At 61.8% G+C, this 23,669-nt stretch carries 21 protein-coding genes and 1 tRNA gene; 20 read left to right on the forward strand and 2 right to left on the reverse strand.

The window, feature by feature from the left end; genetic code table 11:
* Window positions 1-18: 18 nt before the first annotated feature.
* The 16 genes from BSQ44_RS08150 to BSQ44_RS08225 all read left to right on the forward strand — a co-directional run bounded on the left by BSQ44_RS08150 (window position 19) and on the right by BSQ44_RS08225 (window position 19,410).
* On the forward strand, window positions 19-885 hold the full coding sequence (locus BSQ44_RS08150; protein ID WP_072602890.1) for a branched-chain amino acid ABC transporter permease: 867 nt from the start codon (window positions 19-21) through the stop codon (window positions 883-885).
* 1 nt (window position 886) lies between these two features.
* Window positions 887-1,900, forward strand: a complete 1,014-nt coding sequence (locus BSQ44_RS08155) for a branched-chain amino acid ABC transporter permease (RefSeq protein WP_072602892.1) — start codon at window positions 887-889, stop codon at window positions 1,898-1,900.
* On the forward strand, window positions 1,897-2,712 hold the full coding sequence (locus BSQ44_RS08160; protein ID WP_072602895.1) for an ABC transporter ATP-binding protein: 816 nt from the start codon (window positions 1,897-1,899) through the stop codon (window positions 2,710-2,712). Before BSQ44_RS08155 ends, BSQ44_RS08160 begins: the two co-directional genes overlap by 4 nt.
* On the forward strand, window positions 2,696-3,412 hold the full coding sequence (locus tag BSQ44_RS08165; RefSeq protein WP_072602897.1) for an ABC transporter ATP-binding protein: 717 nt from the start codon (window positions 2,696-2,698) through the stop codon (window positions 3,410-3,412). The genes BSQ44_RS08160 and BSQ44_RS08165 overlap by 17 nt, the downstream gene beginning before the upstream one ends.
* A 34-nt stretch (window positions 3,413-3,446) precedes the next feature.
* Window positions 3,447-4,586 carry an MFS transporter gene (locus BSQ44_RS08170; protein WP_162276733.1) on the forward strand — a complete coding sequence of 380 codons (1,140 nt, stop codon included), beginning with the start codon at window positions 3,447-3,449 and terminating at the stop codon, window positions 4,584-4,586.
* A gap of 78 nt (window positions 4,587-4,664) precedes the next feature.
* Complete coding sequence (locus tag BSQ44_RS08175) at window positions 4,665-7,115, forward strand: GcvT family protein (RefSeq protein ID WP_072602901.1); 2,451 nt, start codon at window positions 4,665-4,667, stop codon at window positions 7,113-7,115.
* Window positions 7,116-7,145: 30 nt separating this feature from the next.
* Window positions 7,146-7,589, forward strand: a complete 444-nt coding sequence (locus tag BSQ44_RS08180; RefSeq protein ID WP_072602904.1) for a GNAT family N-acetyltransferase — start codon at window positions 7,146-7,148, stop codon at window positions 7,587-7,589.
* A 551-nt stretch (window positions 7,590-8,140) separates the two neighbouring features.
* Window positions 8,141-8,689, forward strand: coding sequence for a helix-turn-helix domain-containing protein (locus BSQ44_RS08185; protein ID WP_235633365.1), 549 nt, complete (start codon window positions 8,141-8,143; stop codon window positions 8,687-8,689).
* 104 nt (window positions 8,690-8,793) lie between these two features.
* Window positions 8,794-9,945 carry an NAD(P)/FAD-dependent oxidoreductase gene (locus tag BSQ44_RS08190; RefSeq protein WP_235633366.1) on the forward strand — a complete coding sequence of 384 codons (1,152 nt, stop codon included), beginning with the start codon at window positions 8,794-8,796 and terminating at the stop codon, window positions 9,943-9,945.
* Window positions 9,946-9,969: 24 nt separating this feature from the next.
* A complete protein-coding gene (locus BSQ44_RS08195; protein WP_157894547.1) occupies window positions 9,970-11,145 on the forward strand; it encodes an ABC transporter substrate-binding protein in 1,176 nt (391 codons plus the stop codon).
* A 21-nt stretch (window positions 11,146-11,166) separates the two neighbouring features.
* Window positions 11,167-12,690 (forward strand): ATP-binding cassette domain-containing protein, encoded by a 1,524-nt coding sequence (locus BSQ44_RS08200; RefSeq protein WP_072602913.1) that lies wholly within the window; start codon window positions 11,167-11,169, stop codon window positions 12,688-12,690.
* Window positions 12,687-13,568 (forward strand): branched-chain amino acid ABC transporter permease, encoded by an 882-nt coding sequence (locus tag BSQ44_RS08205; protein WP_210187928.1) that lies wholly within the window; start codon window positions 12,687-12,689, stop codon window positions 13,566-13,568. Before BSQ44_RS08200 ends, BSQ44_RS08205 begins: the two co-directional genes overlap by 4 nt.
* Before the next feature lie 2 nt (window positions 13,569-13,570).
* Window positions 13,571-14,614 (forward strand): branched-chain amino acid ABC transporter permease, encoded by a 1,044-nt coding sequence (locus tag BSQ44_RS08210; protein WP_072602915.1) that lies wholly within the window; start codon window positions 13,571-13,573, stop codon window positions 14,612-14,614.
* Between the two features lies 1 nt (window position 14,615).
* Window positions 14,616-16,694: a hydantoinase/oxoprolinase family protein gene (locus BSQ44_RS08215; RefSeq protein WP_072602917.1), complete on the forward strand. Its 2,079-nt coding sequence runs from the start codon at window positions 14,616-14,618 to the stop codon at window positions 16,692-16,694.
* Window positions 16,691-18,463: a hydantoinase B/oxoprolinase family protein gene (locus tag BSQ44_RS08220; protein WP_072602919.1), complete on the forward strand. Its 1,773-nt coding sequence runs from the start codon at window positions 16,691-16,693 to the stop codon at window positions 18,461-18,463. The genes BSQ44_RS08215 and BSQ44_RS08220 overlap by 4 nt, the downstream gene beginning before the upstream one ends.
* A gap of 17 nt (window positions 18,464-18,480) precedes the next feature.
* Window positions 18,481-19,410: an N-carbamoyl-D-amino-acid hydrolase gene (locus BSQ44_RS08225; RefSeq protein ID WP_072602921.1), complete on the forward strand. Its 930-nt coding sequence runs from the start codon at window positions 18,481-18,483 to the stop codon at window positions 19,408-19,410.
* A gap of 885 nt (window positions 19,411-20,295) precedes the next feature.
* On the opposite strand, the gene BSQ44_RS08230 is transcribed toward BSQ44_RS08225, so the two are convergent.
* The gene (locus BSQ44_RS08230) at window positions 20,296-20,556 is read right to left on the reverse strand and encodes a DUF1488 family protein (protein WP_072602923.1); all 261 of its coding nucleotides are present in this window, start codon (window positions 20,554-20,556) and stop codon (window positions 20,296-20,298) included.
* Window positions 20,557-20,841: 285 nt separating this feature from the next.
* Between BSQ44_RS08230 and BSQ44_RS08235 the strand changes: the two genes are divergently transcribed.
* The 4 genes from BSQ44_RS08235 to BSQ44_RS27200 all read left to right on the forward strand — a co-directional run bounded on the left by BSQ44_RS08235 (window position 20,842) and on the right by BSQ44_RS27200 (window position 23,533).
* Window positions 20,842-21,159 (forward strand): co-chaperone GroES, encoded by a 318-nt coding sequence (locus BSQ44_RS08235; RefSeq protein ID WP_072602925.1) that lies wholly within the window; start codon window positions 20,842-20,844, stop codon window positions 21,157-21,159.
* Between the two features lie 43 nt (window positions 21,160-21,202).
* Window positions 21,203-22,828, forward strand: coding sequence for a chaperonin GroEL (gene groL / locus BSQ44_RS08240; RefSeq protein WP_072602927.1), 1,626 nt, complete (start codon window positions 21,203-21,205; stop codon window positions 22,826-22,828).
* 72 nt (window positions 22,829-22,900) lie between these two features.
* Window positions 22,901-23,293: a hypothetical protein gene (locus BSQ44_RS08245; protein ID WP_072602929.1), complete on the forward strand. Its 393-nt coding sequence runs from the start codon at window positions 22,901-22,903 to the stop codon at window positions 23,291-23,293.
* Between the two features lie 78 nt (window positions 23,294-23,371).
* Window positions 23,372-23,533 carry a hypothetical protein gene (locus tag BSQ44_RS27200; RefSeq protein ID WP_169858324.1) on the forward strand — a complete coding sequence of 54 codons (162 nt, stop codon included), beginning with the start codon at window positions 23,372-23,374 and terminating at the stop codon, window positions 23,531-23,533.
* Window positions 23,534-23,568: 35 nt separating this feature from the next.
* Here BSQ44_RS27200 and BSQ44_RS08250 read toward each other — a convergent pair.
* Window positions 23,569-23,645, reverse strand: a tRNA-Met gene (locus BSQ44_RS08250).
* Window positions 23,646-23,669: the final 24 nt, after the last annotated feature.

Below are 23,669 nucleotides of genomic sequence, written 5' to 3' on the forward strand. Positions count from 1 at the left end.
TGGAAAACCCGAGCCACAATGGACATCCTGGCGACCACCCTTGGACTGGGCGCGTTCTACGCCGCGAGTGCCGTATCCCTCGCATTGATCTGGGGGACATTCGGCATGCTCAATCTGGCGCATGGCGCGTTCATCACTGTCGGAGCGTATGCATCGCTTCTGCTGGTGAACGAACTGGGAATGCCGCCCTGGATGGGGATTTTTGCCGGAGCGGCGGGCGGAGCGGCCATCGGCGCCGTGATCAACACCTTGCTGGTGGCGCGCGTCTTCGCGCGCCCCGGCTTCGAGATCAACATCATCATCCTGACGATGGCGGCGGCGACCATCGTCGTCGACGGCATCAACAACATCATCGGGCCGTCCACCGAACGCCAGCCATTCTCGTTCGAGGGACGGATCGCGCTCGGTGAGACCTCTATTGCCTGGCAGACCGTCATGGTCATCGGCATCAGCCTCGCGATGACCCTCATCCTGACGCTCATGCTGCGCTACACCGCGCTCGGACGCTCGATCAACGCCGTTGCGCAGGAGCCGACGGCCGCCCGCCTGAACGGCATCAACGTCAACCGTGTCGTGATGAAGGTGATGCTGATCTCGGGCGCCGTCGCCGGCGTTTCGGGCGTGCTTATCACCCAAAGCACGGCCGTCTATCCCACTGTCGGTCAGGAGCCTCTGCTGAAAGCGCTGATCATCTGCGTCATCGGCGGCCTCGGCAGCATCTCCGGCGCCGTCATCGGAGCTTTCCTTCTCGCGTTCGTCGAGACCGTCGCGCAGTTCGAACTGGGCACCAAATGGGGCACCCCGGTGCTGCTGATGGCGGCGGTGGGGATGCTCGTCCTGCGGCCCAACGGGCTGTTCGGTTCCCGCGACATCACGAGGAACTGAGATGATCAGCATTTCACCGCAGAAACAGGACTACCTCATCCTCGCCGCGATGACCCTGGCACTGGCGTTGCTGCCGTTGACGGGGCGTTCGAACTACTTCCTCGGCCAGGGCACGCTGTACCTGATCTGGGCAGCGGTGGTCACCCAGTGGAACATCGTGCTCGGCGTGGCCGGCATCATGTCGATCGGCAATCTCGCCCTGTTCGCGGCCGGCGGATACGCGGTGGCCTTGCTGGGGCTCTATTTCGACATCTCGCCTTGGGCCAGCCTGCCGGTGGGAGCGCTCGCCGGGCTCGGCATGGCGCTGTTGATGGGCCTTTCGACACTGCGGCTGCGCGGCGCCTATACCGTGGTCGTAACGCTGTCGATCTCGATGGTGATGTACCAGTTGATCGTCACCGACGTGGGCTGTTTCCGCCGGACCGCGAGCGCCTGCTATTCGCTGACGGGAGGGTCGCGCGGGCTCACCCGCTTCGGCGATTTCGGATTCAACGCGATGCTTGGCTACGGCGGCGCGGCCTGGGGAAACTTTCTTCTGGCGCTGGCTGTTCTGGTGCTATGCATGGCCGCGGCGATCACCGTGATCCACAGCCCCTACGGACGCGCCTTCCAGGCATTGCGCGACAATGAGCAGGCGGCGAGGGCACGCGGTATCCGCATCGAGAAGTTCCAGCTGATCGTCTTCGCCGCCGCCGGATTCTTCACCGGGCTGGCCGGCGCCGTCTACGCGGGCACCCAGCGCACGTTCGGGCCGCAGATCCTGGGCTTTCCCACGCTTCTGTTCCTCCTGTCGATCATGATCGTGGGCGGTCGGGGCCGCATCTGGGGGCCAGTGCTCGGTACGATTTGCCTCGCCTTCGTGCAGGAAAACACCACCGGCCTCGCCGAGTGGCAGAGCTCGACCTACGCGCTGCTTCTGATCGTGATCCTGATCATGGCGCCCGAAGGCCTCGCGGGAGGCCTGTCTCGCCTGGTTCCCTGGCTGAAGGGACGCGTTGGAGGACGCACAGCATGAGCGGGCCAGACGCCGAGAGGGGGATCGCGCTCGAGGTCAGCAACCTGACCAAGCGCTATGGCGCGATGGCGGCGGTCGACGATCTGTCGTTCCATGTCGACACCCACGAAATCCTCGGCATCAGCGGGCCGAACGGTGCCGGCAAGACGACCCTTTTCGATCTGGTCTCGGGGCTGACGAGGCCCAGCGAGGGAAAGGTGGTGTTGTTCGGCGAGCCGATCACCAATCACCGATCCGAACAGATCTGCCATCTCGGTCTCGCGCGCACCTTCCAGTTGAACGCGGTGTTCGATTCGATGACGGTCGAGGAAAACCTCATGACCGCCAACTATTTCGGCCATCGCAACCGCAGCTTTCCGGCCCTGCGCTTCGACAGCCACAGCCGCGAGGCCTGCGACGAGGCGCTCGAGATCGTCGGCCTGGCCAGCGAGCGGAAACGGCCCGCCGCGACCTTGACCGGTTTGCAGCGGAAGCTCCTGATGCTTGCCAGCGCGATTGCGACAGAGCCGCGCCTTCTGATGCTGGACGAGCCGGTCGGCGGCCTGAACAAGGACGAGATCCATCAGTGCGCCGAAGTCATCCGGCACATCCGCGCCGAGCGCAACCTGACCATCGTCCTGATCGAACACGTGATGAGCTTCGTTACCGCGCTCGCAGACCGCGTGATGGTGCTGCATCATGGCGCGAAACTCTACGAGGGCAGCATCGCCGGCATGGCTGAAAGCGCCGACGTGGTCTCGGCCTATCTCGGCAGCTCGGGACTCAAGGATTTGCAGAAGGCGGCGGGGGCGAGCGATGTCCACGCAACTTGAAATCGAGGATATCTCGGCCAATTACGGCCGCGAGCCGGTACTGACCGGAGTGTCGCTGAGCGTCGACGCGGCGCAGGTCACGGGCATCGTGGGGCCGAACGGGAACGGCAAGACGACGTGCCTGCGCGCGATCTCGGGGCTCATGCCGCGCATGTCGGGCGTGGTCAGGCTGAACGGCGAGCGCATCGACCGGCTGGCACCCGAACAGATCGCCCGCCGCGGCATCATCCACGTGCCGCAGGGCGATCTCGTCTACAAGAAGATGACCGTTCGTGACAATCTGCTGGTCGGCGGCACCATGAACCCGAACCGCGCCGTCACGGCGGATCGGCTCGAACACGTGCTGACCCTTTTTCCGCGCCTGCGCGAACGGCTGACCCAGACGGCGAGCTCGCTGTCGGGAGGCGAGCGGCGGATGCTCGGCATCGGCCGCGGCCTTATGGCGGCGAAGATGCAGCTCCTGATGCTGGACGAACCCTCCCTCGGACTCGCGCCGCTGGTCATCGACCAGATCTACGAGGCGATCAACAACCTGTCCCAGGAGGGCCTGGCGATCCTGATCGTTGAGGAAAGCGTGGAACGTATCGCCGCGACCGCCCGGCACCTTTCGCTGCTCAGCCATGGCGAGTTCGTGTGGTCCGGACCGCCCGCCGAGCTCCTCGCGAGCGACGCGCTTGCCGAAACCTATCTCGGGGTCTGATCGGATGTCGGTCAATTCGGAACCGCGTAGATCGATGCTCCTGATGGCCGGCGCCATCCTCGCCAATGGTGCGGCGGGCCTCCTGTATGTTTGGAGCCTGTTCATCCTGCCGATCGAGGCGTCGCTCGGGCTCGGCCGCGCGGACCTTGGGCTCATTTCCTCGCTGGCGCTGATCAGCTTCACCGCCGGGGCTTCCGTCATGCCGGCCATCCTGGCGCGGATCGGACGGATCGGGGTCGCCTGTATCGCTTTCGCGCTGATAGCCGGAGGGCACCTTGTGTTCGGCCTGTGGCCGAGCTGGACGGCTTTGGCGCTCGGATACGGCCTTGGCTTCGGCGCGGGTTCCGGCGCGGCCTACGCTTTCGCACTGTCGCTCGCGGCCTCGCTGCCGGCGCAGGTGCGGGCTGTCGCCATCGGCGTCGCCCTGGGCGCGTTCGCGCTGAGCGGCATCCTGCTTCCTGTGACGCTGGGCGGATGGATTGCTGCCGCTGCGCCCGAGAGTGCCTTCTTGCGCATCGGCATCGTCGTGCTTCTTGTGGGCCTTTTCTGTGTGCTGGCCGTCCTGGCCTCCGGCGCGAGCCGGCGCGATCATGAGGCGCAAACAGTCGCCGCGACCGCCCCGTCGATAGACCGGCCATTCCTGGTGCTGGCGACGATCTTTTTCATGCTTTGCTTCATAGGCTTGGCCATGATTTCGCACGCCGCTGCCATTGCGGCGTCGGCCGGCATCGCAACGCCAGGATATGCCGCGTCCGCGCTGACCCTCGGCTATCTGGCGGGCTCCATCCTCGGCGCACCGATCGCCGAACGGCTCGGCGAAAGGCCGGCGCTGATGGCACTCGGTGTTCTGGCGCTCCTCGGCACGCTGGCCATGTTCTCGGCGAGCCCGGCCCTGTTCTTCGCGGGCGCGGCCATTGTTGGCGTCACCTTCGGCGGATCCGGTTCGATCATGCCGGTGCTCCTGGGGATGCGCTACGGAGCCGAGCACATCTCGCGTCTCTACGGACGGGCCATCATAGCCTACGGACTGGCAGGACTGATCGCACCGGACGTCGCTGGTCGTCTCTTCGATCGTTCACAGAGCTATGCACCAACCATCGGCCTCTGTGTCGTCTTCGCTTTCACCGCCATCGTTGCGCCTCTGCTTCTGGAGCGATCCAGCAGAGGCCGATGACTTCCCAATGCAATTCAACTATCCGCCCCGAACCGTCCTTGTGCCGGTCGGGCGGTCCGTTCCGGAAAGGAGCCGGTCTTGGACATTCCCTCAAGCGCCGAAGTCGTCATCATCGGAGGTGGCGTTGCCGGCTGCTCTATCGCCTATCACCTCACGAAGCTCGGCATCAGCGACGTAGTCCTGTGCGAGCGCAAGCAGCTCACCTGCGGCACCACCTGGCACGCCGCGGGCCTTGTGACGCAGTTGCGCGCGACACGGCAGATGACCGAACTGGCGCAGTATACGGGTGAGCTGTTCGGCACGCTCGAAGCCGAGACCGGACAGGCCACTGGCTTCCGCCGCAACGGCTCCCTGCGCGTCGCCAACAATGCCGCCCGCTACGAGGAACTCGCCCGCGGAGCCTCCATGGCACGCAACTTCGGGCTGCCGGTCGAGGCGGTCAGTCCGGACGGCATCAAGGAGCGCTGGCCGCTCGTGGACACGGGGGACATGGTGGGCGGGTTCTGGTCGCCGTTGGACGGCCAGGTCAATCCGGCCGACGTGACCATGGCCTACGCCAAGGGCGCGCGCATGGGCGGTGCAAGAATCTTCGAGGACCTGGCCGTGACGCAAATCCTCGTGGAGAGCGGTCGCGCGGCGGGGGTGATGACGTCCCAGGGCCCGATCAGGGCGAAGCACGTGGTGATTTGCGGCGGCATGTGGTCGCGCGACCTGGCGGCCGAGATCGGCGTCACCGTGCCCCTGCAGGCGGTCGAGCATTTCTATGTGGTCACGGAAACGATCCCCGACCTGCCGCGCGACCTGCCTGTCCTGTTCGTGGGCGACGAGTGGACCTACTACAAGGAAGACGCGGGCAAGCTGTTGATCGGGTTCTTCGAGCCCAAGGGCAAGCCCTGGGGCATGGACGGCATTCCACAGGATTTTTGCTTCGACAGCCTGCCCGAGGACTTCGACCATGTCTCCCCGCATCTCGACGATGCGATAAGGCGCATACCCCGCCTGCAATCGGTCGGGTTGCAGCTTTTCTTCAACGGACCGGAAAGCTTCACGCCCGACAACCGCTATCTTCTGGGAGAGACGCCAGAGGTCGCAGGACTGTTCTGCGCCACCGGCTTCAACTCGCTCGGCATCCTGTCGTCGGGCGGCGTCGGCCGGTCGCTGGCATCCTGGATCCAGAACGGACGGCCGCCGGTCGACCTGATCGACGTCGACGTTCGACGCGTCCAGACCTTCCAGCGCAATCGCAGCTACCTGGCGGCCAGGGCCGGCGAATCCATCGGCGTCAGCTTCGACATCCACTGGCCCTCGCGCCAGTTCGAAACCGCCCGCGGCATCCGCCGGTCGCCGATCCACGACAGGCTGCTGGCTGCTGGCGCCTGGATGACGGAAGCGGCCGGGTGGGAGCGGCCCGGCTTCTACGGCACGGACGAAGAACGCGCGGAGATCCGATATTCCTACGACCGGCCCAGCTGGTTTGCCAATGTGGGAGCCGAATGCCGCACCACGGCCGAGGCGGTCGGCATCTTCGACCACAGCTGTTTCGCAAAGTACCGGGTGGAAGGGCCCGATGCCCTCGCGGTATTGAACAAGGTGTCCGCCAACCAGATGGACGTGCCGGCGGGCCGCGTCGTCTATACCCAGTGGCTCAACGAGAACGGCGGTATCGAGGCGGATGTCACCGTCACGCGGCTGGCGGAGGACGCCTTCCTGGTCGTCACGATCTGCGTTTCGCAGCGGCGGGACCTGTCCTGGCTGAAGCGGCACATCCCCGACGGAGCACGCGTCATGGTGGCCGACATCACCTCCGGACTACCGATGTTCGCGGTCATGGGACCCAAGGCGCGCGAACTGATGCGGCGGGTCTCGCCGGACGACGTCAGCAATGAAGGCTTCCCCTTCGGCACCAGCCGCGAAATCGATCTCGGTTTTGCGCGCGTGCGCGCCAGCCGGCTGACCTACATGGGCGAACTCGGCTACGAACTCTACGCGGAAGCCGAGTTCGCCGCTCACGTCTACGATACGTTGATCGAGGCCGGTCGCGACCTCGGCCTCGGCCATGTCGGCTTCTTCGCGCTGAACTCGCTGCGCATGGAAAAGGGATACCGCCATTGGGGCCACGACATCGGCGAAGAGGATACGCCCTACCAGTCCGGTCTCGGCTTCGCGGTGGCGCTCGACAAGCCTGGCGGCTTCATCGGTCGCGAGTCGCTGGCGCGGCAGAAGTCGGCGGGACCGCTCTCCCGACGAATGGTTCAGATAAGGCTCGTCGAAACCGAAGCGCCGCCGCTGCTGCTTCACCACGAGCCAGTGCTGCTTGACGGCAAGATCATCGGATCCGTTACGTCGGGAGCGTACGGCTATCGAGTGGGCGCTTCGCTGGGACTGGCCTATGTCGAGAACGAGGACGGCGTCACGAAAGACTGGCTGGGAAGCGGCGAGCTGGAGGTGGAGATCGCCATGAAGCGGTGGCCGATCACCGCACAGTTCGGTCCATGGTACGATCCCAAGGGCGAACGCATCAAGGCCTGACATTTTCTCATAAAAGGAGACGCAGACGCCATGCAGATCCGCAAACCGAACCCCGGAGACCGGCCCGAATGGGACCGGCTCTATGCGGGCTACGCCACTTTCTACAAGGTCGATCAGACACCCGAGATGCGCGACCGCGTGTGGGGCTGGCTGCACGATCCCGCCCACGAGAGCGAGGGACTGGTGGCGGAGGAAGGGGACCGCCTGGTCGCCCTTGCCCATTTCCGCCCCTTCGCGCGGCCGCTTACCGCGACAACCGGCGGCTTTCTCGACGATCTCTTCGTCGATCCGGAAACCCGCGGCACCGGCGCCGCAGACGCGATGCTTGCCTCGCTGGAAGAGATTGCAATTTCGAGGGGCTGGACCGTCATTCGCTGGATCACAGCCGAAAACAACTATCGCGCGCGTGCCGTGTACGACCGGAAGGCGGCGCGGACAGGCTGGATAACTTACGACTTGGTTCCAGGCAGATAGGAACAAGCAATTAATGGTAGCGGAGGAGGGATTCAAACCCCCGACACAAGGATTATGATTCAGCTAAGGTCTCTAGTCAGACCGTTCCATTTTAAGATAAGCCATCTGAGAGATCATTGAATAGGCTCGATACATGTTCTTGATCAGTACCAGCCTGACCTAACCCATTCCATTCAAGCTCACCATAATTTGAAGCCATGTGTAACCCATGTTCTGAGGCGAGGCTTAAGTTGCCGTCTTCGCTGCGGCGAGCCGAAGCATATGATTGAGAATTAAATCCAAGATCGCATCGCATGCGCCAACTGAACCAGTGCGTGTGTATGGCGCTTCGGAATTGCAGTTGTCATCCAGTTGCTCGCAGGGCATCAATCCTCCCCTCAATATCTCGATTTCCCGAGACGGGCATGCGGCATACGGACAAGATAGCTCCACCAATGGTTCTAAACGCGAAAGGACGAGACCAAAGATCGGCCGAGGGCGCGCTATCCGGAGCGCAGAGAGCCAGCTTCGGAGAGAAGATACGGAATATTCGAAAAGGCCGCGGATGGACATTGGAGACGTTGGGCAAACGAAGTGGGCTTTCGTTCTCCACGATATCGAAAGCGGAACGCGGCATCATCTCACTTACCTACGATAACATCCTGAAGCTCGCTTTCGCGTTCGATATGGATATGAGCCAGCTACTTTCCGATGCGGGATCCGCTAACGATGTATCGCAGATCGTAACGGTGGAGCGGGAGGGTGACGCACAGGTAATCGAGAATCAGTTTTACGTGATGAACATGCTGTGCTCTGCAAGATCCAAGAAGCGGATGATGCCAGTGCATGCCACTATCAAGGCTCACAGCCTTGAGGAGTTCACCAAATTCATCAGTCATCCTGGCGAGGAGTTCGTGTACGTTCTCGAAGGACAGCTAACCTTCCAGATTGAAGGACAGGCTCCGCGTGTACTGGAGCCCGGCGACTGCGTTTATTTCGATAGTGGTTTAGGGCACGCGTACTTGAGTACCGGACAGGAAGAAGCTCGTCTCCTCGTTGTGTGTTGGCATCCGGCCTCCAGCGAAATCGAGGATGCAGGCATACGGTCCCGTATGATGTGACCGACTGGCAAACGTAAGCTCCCATGCTACGGAATTGTCAAATTTGAAAATTCGGTCTTGTCATATAGGAAAATTCTCGCCAGTCTGCGCCCATGGATACGGGTGTGGAATTTCTCATTATAGGAGGCGGTATCGCCGGCGCGTCGGCTGCTTATGAGCTTGCGGCAAATGCCCGTGTGATGATCCTCGAGCGCGAGAGCCAGCCGGGCTATCACTCTACCGGTCGTTCAGCGGCGGTTTTCACCGAAATCTACGGAAACGTTGTAATCCGCGCCCTGACGGTGGCTAGCGCCGATTTCTTCTTGGATCCGCCCCAAGGATTCAGTGACCACCCGCTTCTGTCACCGCGGCCGCTGATCATGATTGGCCGCCACGATCAGAGAGGGCGGGTCGAACAGCTGCACGAAGTAGCGGTGCAACTGGTACCTAACCTGCGCATAATCGAGCGGGAGGAGGTGCTGAAACTGTCGCCGATCCTTCGGGCCGATTACGTCGCTTGCGGGTTGCTCGAGCCAAACTCATCTGACATGGACGTGCACGCGATCCATTCGGGCTTCCTGCGCGGTGCCCGCGCGCGCGGTGCTCAGATTGTCTCCAACGCAGAAGTGAGAGATCTGCAAAGGAGCCGGGAAGGCTGGGTCGTAGACACGTCAGCAGGAAAGTTCGTTGCACGTCACGTGGTGAATGCTGCCGGGGCATGGGCTGATGCGCTCGCCGAGCTTGCCGGTGTGCGACCCATAGGACTTGTGCCAAAGCGCAGGACGGCCTTCACCTTCTCTTTCGATCCAGCGGCGGCCGTCGACCCCTGGCCAACCGTGATCGATGTTTCAGAGCAGTTCTATTTCAAGCCTGAGGGTGGCAAACTCCTGGGCTCCCCCGCCGACGAGACACCGTCCCCGCCATGCGATGCGCAACCAGAGGAACTGGATATTGCTATCGCAATCGATCGCATTTCCGCCGCGGTGAATTTCGACGTCAAGACCGTCGATAGTCGCTGGGCCGGCCTGCGCAGCTTCGTACACGACAAAACGCCGGTTGTAGGCTTTGACGACGATGCCGAAGGATTCTTCTGGCTCGCGGCGCAGGGCGGATACGGTATTCAAACCTCGGCCGCAATGGGTCGACTGGCGGCGGCGTTGGCATTCGGCAAGAATGTTCCGGCGGACCTGTCCGCCTTGGGCATATCGGCAGACTTGTTGTCGCCAAGCAGGTTGCGCCCCGCGCACGATCAGCAAAAAACAAGATCTATCAACTAAAAAAATGAGGTGGAGCAGATGTCTATGAGAAAAGTTAGTTCCCTGCTGTTTGTCAGCAGTTTTTTGACGTGCTTCGGTGGCGCGGCCCTGGCCCAGGACAAGGAGCCGATCACGATCGGCGCGGCCATCGCTCAGACCGGATTCATCGCTGCATACGATGCGGATCCTGCCAAGGCCGCGGAGATGGCGGCCGAGGACATCAACAAGTCCGGCGGTGTACTCGGTCGGCCACTGAAGATCGTCTACTCCGATACCAAGAGCGAGATACCTCAAGGCGCGGTTTCCGCTATGGAAGTGATGGATCAAGGTGCCGATATCGTGATCGTCACAGGCGATTTCGATTTCGGGGGTACGGCGGCTCGAGCCGCGAACGCCGAAGGGAAACTCGCGATCGCGCCCTTCGCAGCCGATCCCAAGTTTGGTGTCGAGGGGATTGGTCCATACGCGTTCAGCTTCTCCACCGCCAGTGATACCGTCGGAACGGTGCTAGCAGAATTTGCCTCTTCCAAGGGGTGGCAGAAGGCCTATGCGCTCACGCAGACGAACATCCAGTACGATCTGTCCGTAAGCGCCGCGTTCCAGGCTCGCTTCAAGGAGCTCAACGGCGAGGATTCCCTCGTCGGGACCGACACGTTCTCGATGGACGACGCCAGCATCGCCACGCACATTACACGTATCAAGGCGCTCGATCCTCAGCCAGACGTTGCCCTGCTTTCGACGTTCACGCCTGCTGGACCTGGCGCCCTTCGTCAGCTGCGTGCTGCCGGCCTCACCATGCCGATCCTGTCGGGCGAAGACATGGATGGGGACTACTGGCTGGAAAGTGTCCCCAATCTCAGTGATTTCTATTACGCCGCGATGGGCTCGATTTTTGGCGACGACCCGCGCCCGGAAGTCAACGAGTTTGTTGCTCGTTTCACTGAGTTGCATGGCAATCATCCATCTACAGCCCACACGCTGACCGGTTACTCCGTTATCGAAGCGATAAAGATGGCTGCTGAGCGGGCAGGGAGCGTCGAGCCGGACGCGATCAAGGCAGAGTTCGAGAAGTTCGACGAGGTGCCGCTTCTCGTAGGTCCGACCAGCTTCGACGAGACGACTCACATCAACTTCATGCGGCCGATGGTCATCATGGAGGTCCAGGATGGAGAGCACAGCTTCGTTGAACTGCGCACGCCCGAGAAAATCCCCGGTCGCTAGCTCAGCGCATCAGTGAAGCCAATGATCGCGGCCGGCGAACGCAGCGACAGCTTGGTCGCGAACGGTGTAGGGGTGCACTTCGAGGGTCTGCGCGCACTCGAAGACGTAGACCTTCACCTCCGCCCGGGCGAGATTCTAGGGCTAATTGGGCCAAATGGTGCCGGCAAAACGACGCTCGTGAACGTGCTGAGCGGTTACCAGAAGCCAAGCGAGGGGCGAGTATTGGTCGCAGGGTCCGACACAGCGAACTGGCGACCTCACTCGTTTCCTCGCAACGGGCTCGGGCGGACCTTCCAAGCCGCCCGGCTCTTTCCCGAGATGTCTGTTCTAGAGAATGTGGAAATGGCAGCCGTCGGTGTTGGCCGTTCGCGCAGGCACGCTCGCGAGCAGGCGCATGAGCTTCTCGAGTATCTGGGACTTGCAAGTCGCTCGAACGTTCGTGCGAATACCCTGAGCTACGGAGAAGAGCGGCTCGTGGGTATCGCCAGAGCGCTCGCCGTCTCTCCCAAGTTCCTGCTTCTGGACGAGCCGGCCGCGGGCCTCAGCCCCCAAGAGGCGTTGGATCTGACGCGGCTGATCGGCTCCATTCGCGACCGGTTTCGCTGCGGTATTCTCGTCATTGAGCACAACATGCAGCTCATCATGCGCCTCTGCGACCGAGTGCAGGTCCTCGCACGCGGCAAGACGATCGCGATCGGCAATCCAGCCGAGGTGCAGGACTCCCCGGAGGTGCGCGAAGCCTACTTGGGAAAGCCCCTCACGACAGAGGCTGCCTCACGCATGAAGACGGATACCGCCGCTCCTGCGGACGCAATGCTTTCCGTTGATCAGCTCGTGGTCGACTACGGCTCAGTGCGCGCTTTGTCGGGTGTGTCGCTTGAGGTTCGAAGGGGCGAGTTCGTCGCGGTTATCGGCCCGAACGGCGCCGGCAAATCGACCTTGCTTTCGGCCATCATTGGACTTGTTGAGCCGAAATCCGGCACAATCAAATTGGAGGGACGCCCGCTCGGCAGCGTCGCGATCGAAAGCAGAGTGGGGGAGGGGATCGCATTGGTGCCGGAGGGACGTCGGATCCTCTCCAATCTCACGGTCGAGGAAAACCTGCGGGTGGGTGAAATGACTCGCCGGACTGATCCAGAGGCCGCCCGACGTTTCGAGGATGTGCTGCAGCGATTTCCGATTCTACGTGATCGCCTGAAGGGTTATGCCGGACGCCTTTCAGGTGGAGAGCAGCAGCAGCTTGCCATAGCGCGCGCTCTCCTGTCAGCGCCACGTATGCTCCTGCTTGATGAACCTTCGCTCGGTCTGTCGCCCATGATGATCGAGCAGGTTTATGAGACGCTGGCAGGTCTCAATGAAACGGGATTGACAATCCTTCTCATGGAGCAGAACGCCAGTCGGGCACTTCTCGCCGGCGATAGGGCGTACGTTATCAGGCATGGCGCGATCGAGCTCGAAGGCGACGCTGCAAGCCTTCGCACGGATCCGGCTTTCGATAGAGCTTACTTCGGCTTCGAAGCCGACACCGGGATCGTTGCACATTGATCGCGCTACAGCACATCCTTGATGCTCTAAACGTGGGCGGCCTTTATGCGCTGATGGCCCTCGGCATTGGGCTGATCTTCGGCATTATGCGCCTGATAAACTTTGCGCATGGCGAGATGGTAATGGCAGGGGGCTATGCCATGGCCTTGCTCGTCACGCTGCCGGCGCCTCTGGTGATCCTGGCCGCGATCATCATCGTAGTATCCTTGGCACTGACCATAGAGAAAATCGCCTTCAGACCGCTGCGCGGAAACGATCCCGCAACGCTGCTCGTTGCGTCTTTCACCGTTTCCTACTTCTTGCAGAACGTCGCCCTGATGATCTTCGGCGGACGTCCTCTCCCCTTCACCTTCGCGCCGGGGCTGTCGGAGATTTATGAGTTTGCAGGACTGCGTGTGCCTTTGCTGCAGTTCGTCTCTCTCGGTCTTACGGTATTTGCGTTGGTGGGGCTGGCGCTTGTGCTGAAGCGCACCTCCATAGGGATCCAGTTGCGGGCGGCGGCGGAAGATGTGGTGACCGCACGGCTTTCCGGAATCAGGGTCAACCGGGTTATCGCGCTTGCTTTCGCCCTGAGTGCGGTGCTCGCCTGGGTCGTTTCGCTGATTTACTCGGCTCAGATCGGCCAGATCAGCCCGACCATGGGAGTGCGGCCGCTGATCATTGGCTTCGTCGCGACTATCCTTGGAGGTCTTGGCAGCCTCGCTGGCGCCGCGCTCGGGGGCTTCGTGGTGGGCGTGGTCTCGGTTCTACTTGAGATCTTCCTTCCTGCCGAGACGCGACCGTTCCGGGAGGCTTTCCTGTTCGGCATAGTGTTTCTGATGCTGGTTATCCGGCCGGAAGGCCTAGTGCGCGTACGCGCCCTGCAGGAGAGGGTGTAGCGATGGTTCATTCGCCGCGCGCGCAGGCACTCTGGACCGCTGGCTTGCTGATCGCTGCGATCGCTTTCCTGGTGGTGGTCGGCACCCAGTTATCCGGCGGATCACAACGCATTCTGACTGGTGCGTTGATCCACTTAGCCGTCGTCGCCGGCACTTACATCTTCGTCGGGAACTCCGGCGTCCTCTCCTTCGGACACATAGGCTTCCTTGGCATCGGCGCCTACACGGCGGCCTGGCTGACAATCGCCCCGTCGATGAAGGCGTCGCTGATGCCCGGGCTGCCGGCTGCGATCATTGCACTCGAACTGCACCCGGTTGCAGGGATCCTCGGCGGAGGCGCGATGGCCGCACTTCTGGCTCTTGTCGTCGGCCTGCCACTGACGCGGCTTACCGGAATTGCCGCCTCGATCGGCACCTTCGCCATGCTGGTGATCCTCTACGCAGTTTTCTCGAACTGGACGTCAGTAACCGGCGGGCAAGGTTCGCTGTATGGCTTGCCGATCTTCACGACCCTTCCCATCGCGGCGGGTCTCGCCTGCATCACCATCCTCGGTGCAGCACTCCACCAGGCGAGTGCCTCTGGCTTCAGGCTGCGGGGTTCGCGTGAGGACCCGGTCGCTGCAGCGGCTTCCGGCGTAGACACTCGGCGCGAACGTTTGATCGCCTTCGTCTTCAGCGCCTTCTTCGTTGGGATGGCCGGTGCGCTCTACGCCTATTTCCTGCAGGTCGTGGTGGCGAGCGAATTCTACCTGAGCCTGACGTTTATCACCGTCGCGATGCTGGTAATCGGCGGCATGCGCTCACTCACTGGCGCTGTGGTGGGGACGGTCTTTGTTTCCGTTCTTTCGGAAGTGCTTCGGCAGATCGAAGGTGGTGTCGCCCTCGGGCCATTCGTTTTCGACGGATTGCGCGGGCTGCAGGAGATGGGGCTCGCGGCTGCCATGCTCCTGGTCCTCCTGTTCCGCCCGAGGGGCATAACTGGCGGCCGAGAGATTACCCTGCCGCAACGGCAGCGAGATGACACACGAGTAGTGACTGGAGCATGAAATGAAGTTGGTTGGAGTCGACGTCGGCGGCACGTTCACTGATGTCATGTTTTCGGACACCGCCGCAAAAAAGGCAATGATCCACAAGGTGCCGACGACCGGAGATGATCCTTCGCGCGGTGTGATGACGGGCATCCTTGAGCTTTGCGAACGCAACAACATAAAGCCCGCGGATCTCGACTACGTCTTTCATGGCACCACCATCGCCACCAACGCCATCCTGGAGTATCGCGGCGCCGAAGCAGGCATGATCACCACGCGTGGATTTCGCGACATCATCCACATCGGACGGCATCAGCGCCCACAGCACTACTCGATCATGCAGGAGATACCATGGCAGGATAAGCCGCTGGTCAAACGCCGCTATCGGAAGGTCGTGACCGAACGTTTGGCGCCGCCACACGGCGACGTGTTGGTGCCGTTGGCCGAGGAGGAGGTGCGACAGGCGGCACGGGAACTGAAGGATGCCGGGATTCGTTCCATCGCGGTTTGCTTCCTTTTCTCCTACCTGAACTCCGTCCATGAAGATCGGGCGCGTGAAATCGTGCTGGAGGAGCACCCCGACGCGTTCGTGACGACGTCAAGTTCAATCGTTGCGCAGTTTCGCGAGTTCGAGCGCTTCACGACCGCGGCAATGAACGCCTACATCGGTCCACCGGTGCGCAACTACATTCGACAACTCGAGACGGCGCTACGCCAGGCCGATATGAAGGCAGAGCTGCGGATCATGCGGTCGAACGGCGGCGTGGCGACACCGGCCACGATCTCCGAGTTCCCCGTGTTGACCCTGCTGTCCGGTCCGGCTGCGGGCGTGCTGGGCGGAGCGGTCTGCGGCGCGTTGTCGGGACGCAGCAATCTCATCACCTTCGACGTAGGCGGCACCAGCGCGGACATCGGCGTCACCAATGAAGGCCGCTTCAGCGAGGCCTCTGCGCGCGACACGAAAATCGCTGGTTATCCTGTCCTGGTGCCAATGATTGACATCCACACTATCGGTGCAGGGGGCGGCAGCGTCGCATATGTTGACCAAGGCGGTACGTTCCACGTCGGACCGCGTAGCGCCGGTTCGGTCCCTGGGCCCGCTGCCTACAGCCGAGGCGGACAGGAACCGACGGTCACCGACGCGAACGTCGTGCTGGGGCGCCTCGACAAGGACAATTTCCTTGGGGGCGAGATGAGCCTCGACGTTGAGGGCGCGCAGAAGGTTGTGGGCGAGATCGCCGAGCGACTTGGCCTGGGTATCGATGAGGCTGCTGCCGGTATCATCACAATTCTGAACAGCAACATGGCCAACGCGATCCGCTCGCGTACCGTTCAGAAGGGCATCGATCCACGTGACTTCGCGCTGATGGCTTTCGGGGGCGCCGGACCGTTGCATGGAGCAGAGGTGGCGGACATGCTGGGCATACCAGAAGTGATCGTGCCGACGTATCCCGGCATCACATCCGCACTCGGTCTGCTTGCCAGCGAGCTGAAGTACGATGCGATCCGGACCCAGTTCCAGGTCTCGGGCAGCGTGGATGTCGATCGCCTGAACAGCGAGTTCGCCCAAATGGGTGATGATGTGCTTCGCCAGTTCACCGCCGACGGCGTCAGCCATTCCGAGGTTACGATGCGTCGGTATGCGGACGCCCGCTATGTCGGGCAAGGTTACGAGCTGCGCATCGATCTTGCCGACGGGATGATCACGGAAGACGACATGCACCGATCTTACGAGCAGTTCCACCGCATCCATGAGTCAGAATATGGTCATGCCTTCCAGCAGAGCCCGATCGAGATCGTCAACATCCGCGTCACCGGGACGGCGCCGAGCCCCCAGCTGGAATGGCCGAAAATCGGCTCGGAAGGATCGATCGAGAAGGCGCTGATAAAGCGTGACAACACGAAGTTTCGCGTCGACGGAGAGCTGCGCAGCTTCGATACCGCGTTTTATCGAAGGGCTGACCTGCCGGTGGGGCAGAAGCTCGCCGGCCCCGCGATCGTTCTGCAGCTCGACACCACGACGGTCGTGCCACCGAACTGGTCCTTCACGGCAGATCCCCATGGCAACCTCATCCTCACCGCCGGAGGTGCACAATGAGCATTCAACCCATCCAAAGCCGCATCGACCCGATTACGGCCAAAGTCATCCAGGGCGCCTTGGAGAACATAGCCATCGAGATGGGCTACAAGCTCATGCGAATGAGCTACTCCTCCATCATCCGGGAGTCTGAAGATTTCGGCGCCGCGCTCATCGATGTGCAGAACCGGCAGCTCGCCGAGGCGAAGCAGAGCACGCCTTTGCAGTCCGGCCCGATCCCCGGCTACATCCGCGGCGTGCGAAAGATGATGGAAGAGCGGGGCGAGGAGATCCACCCCGGTGACGTCATCATGCACAACGATCCCTACGGCGGCGCCACCCACGGTCCCGACGTAGCCTTTATCGTGCCGGTCTTTCACGAAGGCGAGCTTGCGGGATATGCGGTCACTACGGCGCACCATCTCGACATCGGAGCGCACACGCCAGGCAGTGGCGGCATCGTGGACGCGATCGACTGCTATGCCGAGGGCCTGCGTTTCCAGGCCATAAAGGTCTACGAACAAGGGAAGCGCAACCATCAGGTCTGGCACATGCTTCGCACCAATATCCGCCTGCCGGACCTGGTGCTGGGCGACATGGAGGCACAGATTGCGGCCTCGCGGATCGGCGCGCAGCGTTACCAGGAGCTCTTCGAGCGCTACGGTCTGGAGACGGTTGTAGCGGCCACCGAGGATATGTTCGATTCCTCCGAGCGGTTGCTCCGGAGTGCTATCGCCGCCCTGCCGGATGGGGAATACTCCGCCACCACCTACATCGACGGCTATCTTGACGATCCCGATCCCGCCCGACGCGACCTGCCCATCAAGGTCACGATCCGCATTGAGGGGGATGACATGGAGGTCGACCTCACCGGGACCGCACCGCAGGTCTCGGACCGGCCGATCAACATGCCGTTCCACGGTACTGTCGATTGCGCAATCTGGCTGGCGGTTCGATCGGTTCTTCTCGATTCGGCCGTGCACGGAGAGATTCAGCAGAACGAGGGCCTGACCCGTCCTATCAGGATCTCCGCTCCCGAAGGATCGCTCGCAAATCCGATTTTCCCCGCGCCGGTCATCGCGCGCTTCTGCCCCGGCATCGAGCTGTCCAACGCCATTGTGCAGGCGCTGAGCCAGGTTGTGCCGCGACAGGTCTGCGGCGGTTGCGGCAACGGCGGCGGGCTATTGCTCGCCGGCCAGCAGGGCAACAACTTCTGGCTTCAGGTGGAGCTGTTCTCGGGCAGCTACGGCGGTCGCTACGGCATGGACGGAATGGACTCGGTCGACGTTCTTTATGCCAATACGCGCAACAATCCGATCGAAGACATCGAATCGCATGTTCCGCTGCGGGTCGAGCGCTACGAACTGCGGGAGAAGGTGGCCGCGCCCGGACGCTGGCGCGGCGGCGTTGGATCGATCCGCAGCCTGCGCTTCCTTGCGCCGGGCAGCGCATCGGTCGAGAGCGAGGGTCATAAGTATCCACCCAACGGCTTGTTCGGAGGTGCCGACGGTACGCCTTCGCAGCTGGTCCGCGTGATGACGGACGGCAGGGAAATCCAGCTGCCCTCGAAGGTGCCGCATCATCCTTTTGGCGAGGGGGAGTCGATTATCGCCATCCGCGCCTGCGCGGGCGGTTATGGCAACCCGATGGAGCGCAATCCGCAGGACGTGCTCGACGACGTGCTCGACGAATACATCACGGCGGATCAGGCCTTCGAGCAGTACCGCGTAAAGATCGTCGACGGCCGGGTCGACGCGAGCGCCACTCAAGCGGCTCGCGCTTCCGCATAGAGACACAGGAGAATCGAATGGCACGACATGTGAATATTGCCGGCGCGCAGCTCGGTCCGATAGCTCGCAACGAGTCGCGGCAATCCGTGGTGGCGAGAATGATCGAGATGCTGCGGGAGGCGCATTCACGAGGAGCCGAAGTTGTCGTCTTTCCCGAACTCGCGCTGACCAGCTTTTTTCCCCGCTGGTGGATGGAGAACCAGGACGACGTCGACGCCTTCTTCGAGAGAGAAATGCCTAGCGCGGCCACCCGCCCGCTTTTCGAGACCGCCCAGGAACTTGGGATCGGATTCTACCTCGGCTACGCGGAACTAGCCGTCGAGGACGGCACGCCCAAGCACTACAATACCGCGATCTTGGTCGATCGCTCAGGCACGATTGTCGGCAAGTACCGCAAGGTCCATCTGCCTGGTCATGCGGATCATCGCCCGCACATGCCCTACCAGCACCTTGAAAAGCACTATTTCGACGTGGGGGACCTTGGATTCGACTCGTGGGATTTCGCGGGAGGCAAGTTCGGGATGGCGATCTGCAACGACCGACGCTGGCCCGAGACCTACCGCGTGATGGCTTTGAAGGGAGCAGAGGTGGTTGTACTGGGCTACAACACGCCGACCCACATTCCATGGGAGCCGGTCTACGATCATCTGAGCGCATTTCACAATCACCTGTGCATGCAGGCGGGCGCCTACCAGAACAGCATGTATGTGGTGGGAGTAGCAAAGGCTGGTCCGGAAGAGGGATCGAACCTTCTGGCCGGAAGCTGCATTATCGCCCCGTCGGGCGAGATCGTCGCCATGGCAGCAACGTCTGGCGATGAAGTCTTCGCAGCCAAGTGCGACCTGGATATCTGTCTCTACAACAGAAAAGCGATGTTCAACTTCGCCGAGCATCGGCAAGTGCAGCACTACGGAATCATCACTGCCCATCCCGGTTCCGAGAGATAGAGGCGCAAGAGGTTGCGGTACCGTCAAGGAGAGCAGAAAGATCGAGCGGGCGAGGTGACGTAGACAATTCTCACCGTAGAACCCGACGCCTCCGGCATCGATGGCAGCACGTCGCCGCGGAACTCGCCGCCTCGTTCACCGCTGTCGGCTCCCTCGAGAGATCATTTGTTCGCAAGCAATCCAACCGCCGGCACGAAATTGGGCGGCGCATCGCCTCCAAATCGCTTGCGCGCCTCGCTCCCCCGGGGAGTAGTTGCTGCGGTGTGAGTCTGTGCCCGCGCACAATCGCACACAGTCTCGCGCGCCCCATAGCTTTCGCCAACAAATCGGGCCTTCTCCTGGTATTGCCAATACACGCAGGTGAGAATCTCCAGCCTAGGGTACGGTTCCTGGTGTGTGGGCTTGCGAGTTAGCGCACACATATAGGTATCGATAAATCGCTTGTGCTGTGAATGGGGTTCTTGATGCTGTTTCAATGTTCACCTCGATGGAGGTGTTCGAGGGCGAGGGCATTGGGGGAGGATCTGCGGTCGCGCGGTCACGCTCGGGGGATGCACTTAGACGACCACAGATACCGAAGGCGGGGCTGTCCTGACGTCCGCGAACCCACGGAAGTTCACTTCTTGATCAATTGCGTCGGAGAAGCGTAGTCCGAAATCCGCTCTCAAGCCATGGAGGCGAAAGTCAGCTTCGCGCTTCCAAACTCGTCGTTCTCCCGGAGTGGTTTCCGCCTGAAAGCCGACATCTCTAGGAGAGGACATAGAGCGCTGAACGAGCGGGCCGTCCGGAACCCGATGGCGATGGCTTTTCATAGCGCGTCGTGAGTCTGGTGAGACGAATCCGTCTAATCCAGAATGGAGTAGCCGAGGTATCGCCGAAGCGTACCTACCGCAAACCGGTGACGGTCAGCACATATGTGCCGCGGCGGCCGGAATAGGCCTTCCGCGCCATGTCGTGGATGGAACTGCGTGCCGCGTCGAACGCAGTGAGGCAGTCCGCCTCCGATGGCATGCCGCTGCCCGACCTCGCCAGAGCGTTGGCCTCGACGAAAAATACCACCTCGAACATGCCGTCGTGGCCGATGAAGCGAACCGCGTGGCGTGCGTCGTCGTAGCTGCGGCTGCGGTTGGGAAAATCCAGGGTCAATTGCGGCGCTCCTAGCTCGAATCAAGGCTCTCGTCAGGTATGAACAAATCCGTCCTTGAACAAGGAAAAATCCGATTATCATTTTTAAGCCAGTCGATAAAATCCAATGAAAAGAAAGCCGCTTCGAATATCATATAAGGTAGCCTGCGGTATTTTACTGAATTCGCAAAAGAAAATATTCGAAGCTAACGATCGAAATATTTCTAGCACTCCTATCAATCGAGTGCCAGGAGTGCTAGACCGATGACGTGGTCGCCCTAAGCGCCGACCTTCAGAAAGATTCCAATGAAATTTCGTCCTCTCCACGACCGCGTCGTCATCCGGCGCGCCGAAGGTGAACTCAAATCCAAGGGCGGGATCATCATTCCCGACACCGCGAAGGAGAAGCCGCAGGAAGGCGAGGTGGTCGCTGTTGGCCCGGGTTCGCGCGACGAGACCGGCAAGATCACGCCCCTCGACGTCAAGGCCGGCGACCTGATCCTGTTCGGAAAATGGTCGGGCACCGAGGTCAGGATCGACGGGGAGGATCTCCTCATCGTGAAAGAGTCCGACATCATGGGCATCGTCGAGAAGTCCGAACTGGCAGCCAAGAAGGCCGCCTGACCTCTCCGATTCCGCATTCTCAAGACCGAACTGGACGAACATTATGTCTGCCAAGCAAATCAAATTCGCCGGCGATGCGCGCGACCGCATGCTGCGCGGCGTGGAACTGCTCAACAACGCCGTCAAGGTGACGCTGGGCCCCAAGGGCCGCAATGTCGTCATCGCTAGGTCCTATGGCGCGCCGCGCATCACCAAGGACGGCGTCACCGTCGCCAAGGAGATCGAGCTCGAGGACAAGTTCGAGAACATGGGCGCGCAGATGGTGCGCGAAGTGGCCTCCAAGACCAATGATCTGGCCGGCGACGGCACCACCACCGCCACGGTTCTCGCCGCCTCCATCCTGCGCGAAGGCGCCAAGCTGGTTGCCGCGGGGATGAATCCCATGGACCTGAAACGCGGCATCGATCTCGGCGTCGCCGCCGTCGTCAAGGAAATCCAGGCGAAGTCCAAGAAGGTCAATACGTCCGAAGAGATCGCGCAAGTCGGCACCATCGCCGCCAACGGTGACAAGACGGTCGGCGAGATGATTGCCAGAGCCATGGCGAAGGTCGGCAACGAAGGCGTGATAACCGTCGAGGAGGCCAAGACCGCCGAAACGGAGCTTGACGTCGTCGAGGGCATGCAGTTCGACCGCGGCTACCTCTCGCCCTACTTCGTCACCAATGCCGAGAAGATGCGGGTGGAACTGGACGATCCCTACATCCTCATCCACGAGAAGAAGCTCGCCAACCTGCAGGCCATGCTGCCGATTCTCGAAGCCGTGGTGCAGAGCGGCAAGCCGTTGCTGATCATTTCGGAGGATGTCGAGGGCGAGGCGCTGGCCACCCTCGTGGTCAACAAGCTTCGCGGCGGCCTGAAGGTCGCGGCGGTCAAGGCCCCCGGCTTTGGCGACAGGCGCAAGGCGATGCTGGAAGACATCGCGGTTCTGACCGCCGGCCAGGTGATCTCCGAGGATCTGGGCATCAAGTTGGAGAACGTTTCGTTGGAGATGCTCGGCCGCGCAAAGCGCGTCGTGATCGAGAAGGACACGACGACCGTGATCGACGGGTCCGGCGACAAGGCCGCGATCGCCTCGCGTATCCAGCAGATCAAGGCGCAGATCGAAGAGACCACGTCCGAATACGACAAGGAGAAGCTGCAGGAGCGGCTGGCGAAGCTTGCCGGCGGCGTCGCCGTCATCCGCGTCGGCGGCGTGACCGAGACGGAAGTCAAGGAAAGGAAGGACCGCGTGGACGACGCGCTCAACGCGACGCGCGCGGCCGTCGAGGAAGGTATCGTGCCGGGTGGCGGCGTGGCACTGCTGCGTGCCCGAACCGCGCTGACCTCGCTGTCGGGTTCAAATTCCGACGCTACGGCCGGCATATCCATCGTGCTCAGAGCGCTCGAAGCGCCCGTACGCCAGATTGCCGAGAATGCCGGCGTCGAGGGCTCGATCGTCGTGGGCAAGCTCAGCGACAGCAAAGACCCCAATCACGGTTTCGACGCGCAGACGGAGACCTATGTCGACATGATCAAGGCGGGCATCGTCGATCCTGCCAAAGTGGTGCGAACCGCCCTGCAGGATGCCGGATCGATCGCGGCCCTGCTGATCACCGCGGAGGCGATGATCGCCGACATTCCCGCGAAGGGATCCGCCGCCGATGGCGGTATGAGCGATACGGGGTACTGACCAATGACCAAACCGTTCGGCCGCCGCAGCCGAATGGCAATTTTTCAGCAACCACACGCAAGGAGCACTCTGATGGCGACTGATGGCAGAAGCACGAGATCCCTTTCTCAACGCTGGGACGACTACCAGCCGACCAAATCCACGCTCGGCTGGGCCTGCGCAGCCGCGGTGGCCGCCACCATGGTCGCAGGTTTTTCCTGGGGCGGATGGGTGACCGGCGGTACGGCCGAAGATGTTGCCATGGCCGCTTCGAACACCGCGCGCGGCGAACTGGCGGCCGACATCTGTGTCGAGCGCTTCAACGCCGCGCCTGATGCTGCGGCGCGGCTTGCCGAGTTCAAATCGATATCGGGCGACTACCAGAAACGTCAGTTCGTCGAGGCCGGAGGCTGGGCTGTCATGCCGGGAGAGACCACCTCGGACAGGCTCGGCGCCCAGGGTTGTGCCACGGCCCTCGCCGCGTAATCCTCCGCCTGACCAGTGAGGCAGTCGCCGGGACAGATGTCCCGGCGCGTTTGCCGCAACATTCAAGGAGCGCGACTGATGATCACCTTCACCAAGAAAACCGACCTTCAAACCCCGCCCGTGGATCGCGGGGAGAACCGTTTCGAGCAGATCCGCGAGGACGCCAAGGAACGGCACAAGAAAGCCGCCACCGCCCGCCGCCTCGACAGCCAAGCGGCAGAAGACACCAAGTTGATCTGATGGCACGCGCCGGAATTTCCGGGCGCCGCGCTTAATGGTAGCGGAGGAGGGATTCGAACCCCCGACACAAGGATTATGATTCCTCTGCTCTAACCGACTGAGCTACTCCGCCCCGCAAGCGGCACCGGCCGCTCGA

The organism is Aquibium oceanicum, assembly GCF_001889605.1.
GTDB lineage: Bacteria > Pseudomonadota > Alphaproteobacteria > Rhizobiales > Rhizobiaceae > Aquibium > Aquibium oceanicum.

Bases quoted from the DNA above. Each gene is read 5' to 3' on its own strand.
- BSQ44_RS08235 (WP_072602925.1), top strand. From the start codon at position 20,842: ATGAAATTTCGTCCTCTCCACGACCGCGTCGTCATCCGGCGCGCCGAA.
- BSQ44_RS08245 (WP_072602929.1), top strand. From the start codon at position 22,901: ATGGCGACTGATGGCAGAAGCACGAGATCCCTTTCTCAACGCTGGGAC.
- BSQ44_RS08210 (WP_072602915.1), top strand. From the start codon at position 13,571: ATGGTTCATTCGCCGCGCGCGCAGGCACTCTGGACCGCTGGCTTGCTG.
- BSQ44_RS08155 (WP_072602892.1), top strand. From the start codon at position 887: ATGATCAGCATTTCACCGCAGAAACAGGACTACCTCATCCTCGCCGCG.
- BSQ44_RS08225 (WP_072602921.1), top strand. From the start codon at position 18,481: ATGGCACGACATGTGAATATTGCCGGCGCGCAGCTCGGTCCGATAGCT.
- BSQ44_RS08160 (WP_072602895.1), top strand. From the start codon at position 1,897: ATGAGCGGGCCAGACGCCGAGAGGGGGATCGCGCTCGAGGTCAGCAAC.
- groL (WP_072602927.1), top strand. From the start codon at position 21,203: ATGTCTGCCAAGCAAATCAAATTCGCCGGCGATGCGCGCGACCGCATG.
- BSQ44_RS08215 (WP_072602917.1), top strand. From the start codon at position 14,616: ATGAAGTTGGTTGGAGTCGACGTCGGCGGCACGTTCACTGATGTCATG.
- BSQ44_RS08195 (WP_157894547.1), top strand. From the start codon at position 9,970: ATGAGAAAAGTTAGTTCCCTGCTGTTTGTCAGCAGTTTTTTGACGTGC.
- BSQ44_RS08220 (WP_072602919.1), top strand. From the start codon at position 16,691: ATGAGCATTCAACCCATCCAAAGCCGCATCGACCCGATTACGGCCAAA.
- BSQ44_RS08180 (WP_072602904.1), top strand. From the start codon at position 7,146: ATGCAGATCCGCAAACCGAACCCCGGAGACCGGCCCGAATGGGACCGG.
- BSQ44_RS27200 (WP_169858324.1), top strand. From the start codon at position 23,372: ATGATCACCTTCACCAAGAAAACCGACCTTCAAACCCCGCCCGTGGAT.
- BSQ44_RS08200 (WP_072602913.1), top strand. From the start codon at position 11,167: ATGATCGCGGCCGGCGAACGCAGCGACAGCTTGGTCGCGAACGGTGTA.
- BSQ44_RS08150 (WP_072602890.1), top strand. From the start codon at position 19: ATGGACATCCTGGCGACCACCCTTGGACTGGGCGCGTTCTACGCCGCG.
- BSQ44_RS08165 (WP_072602897.1), top strand. From the start codon at position 2,696: ATGTCCACGCAACTTGAAATCGAGGATATCTCGGCCAATTACGGCCGC.
- BSQ44_RS08170 (WP_162276733.1), top strand. From the start codon at position 3,447: ATGCTCCTGATGGCCGGCGCCATCCTCGCCAATGGTGCGGCGGGCCTC.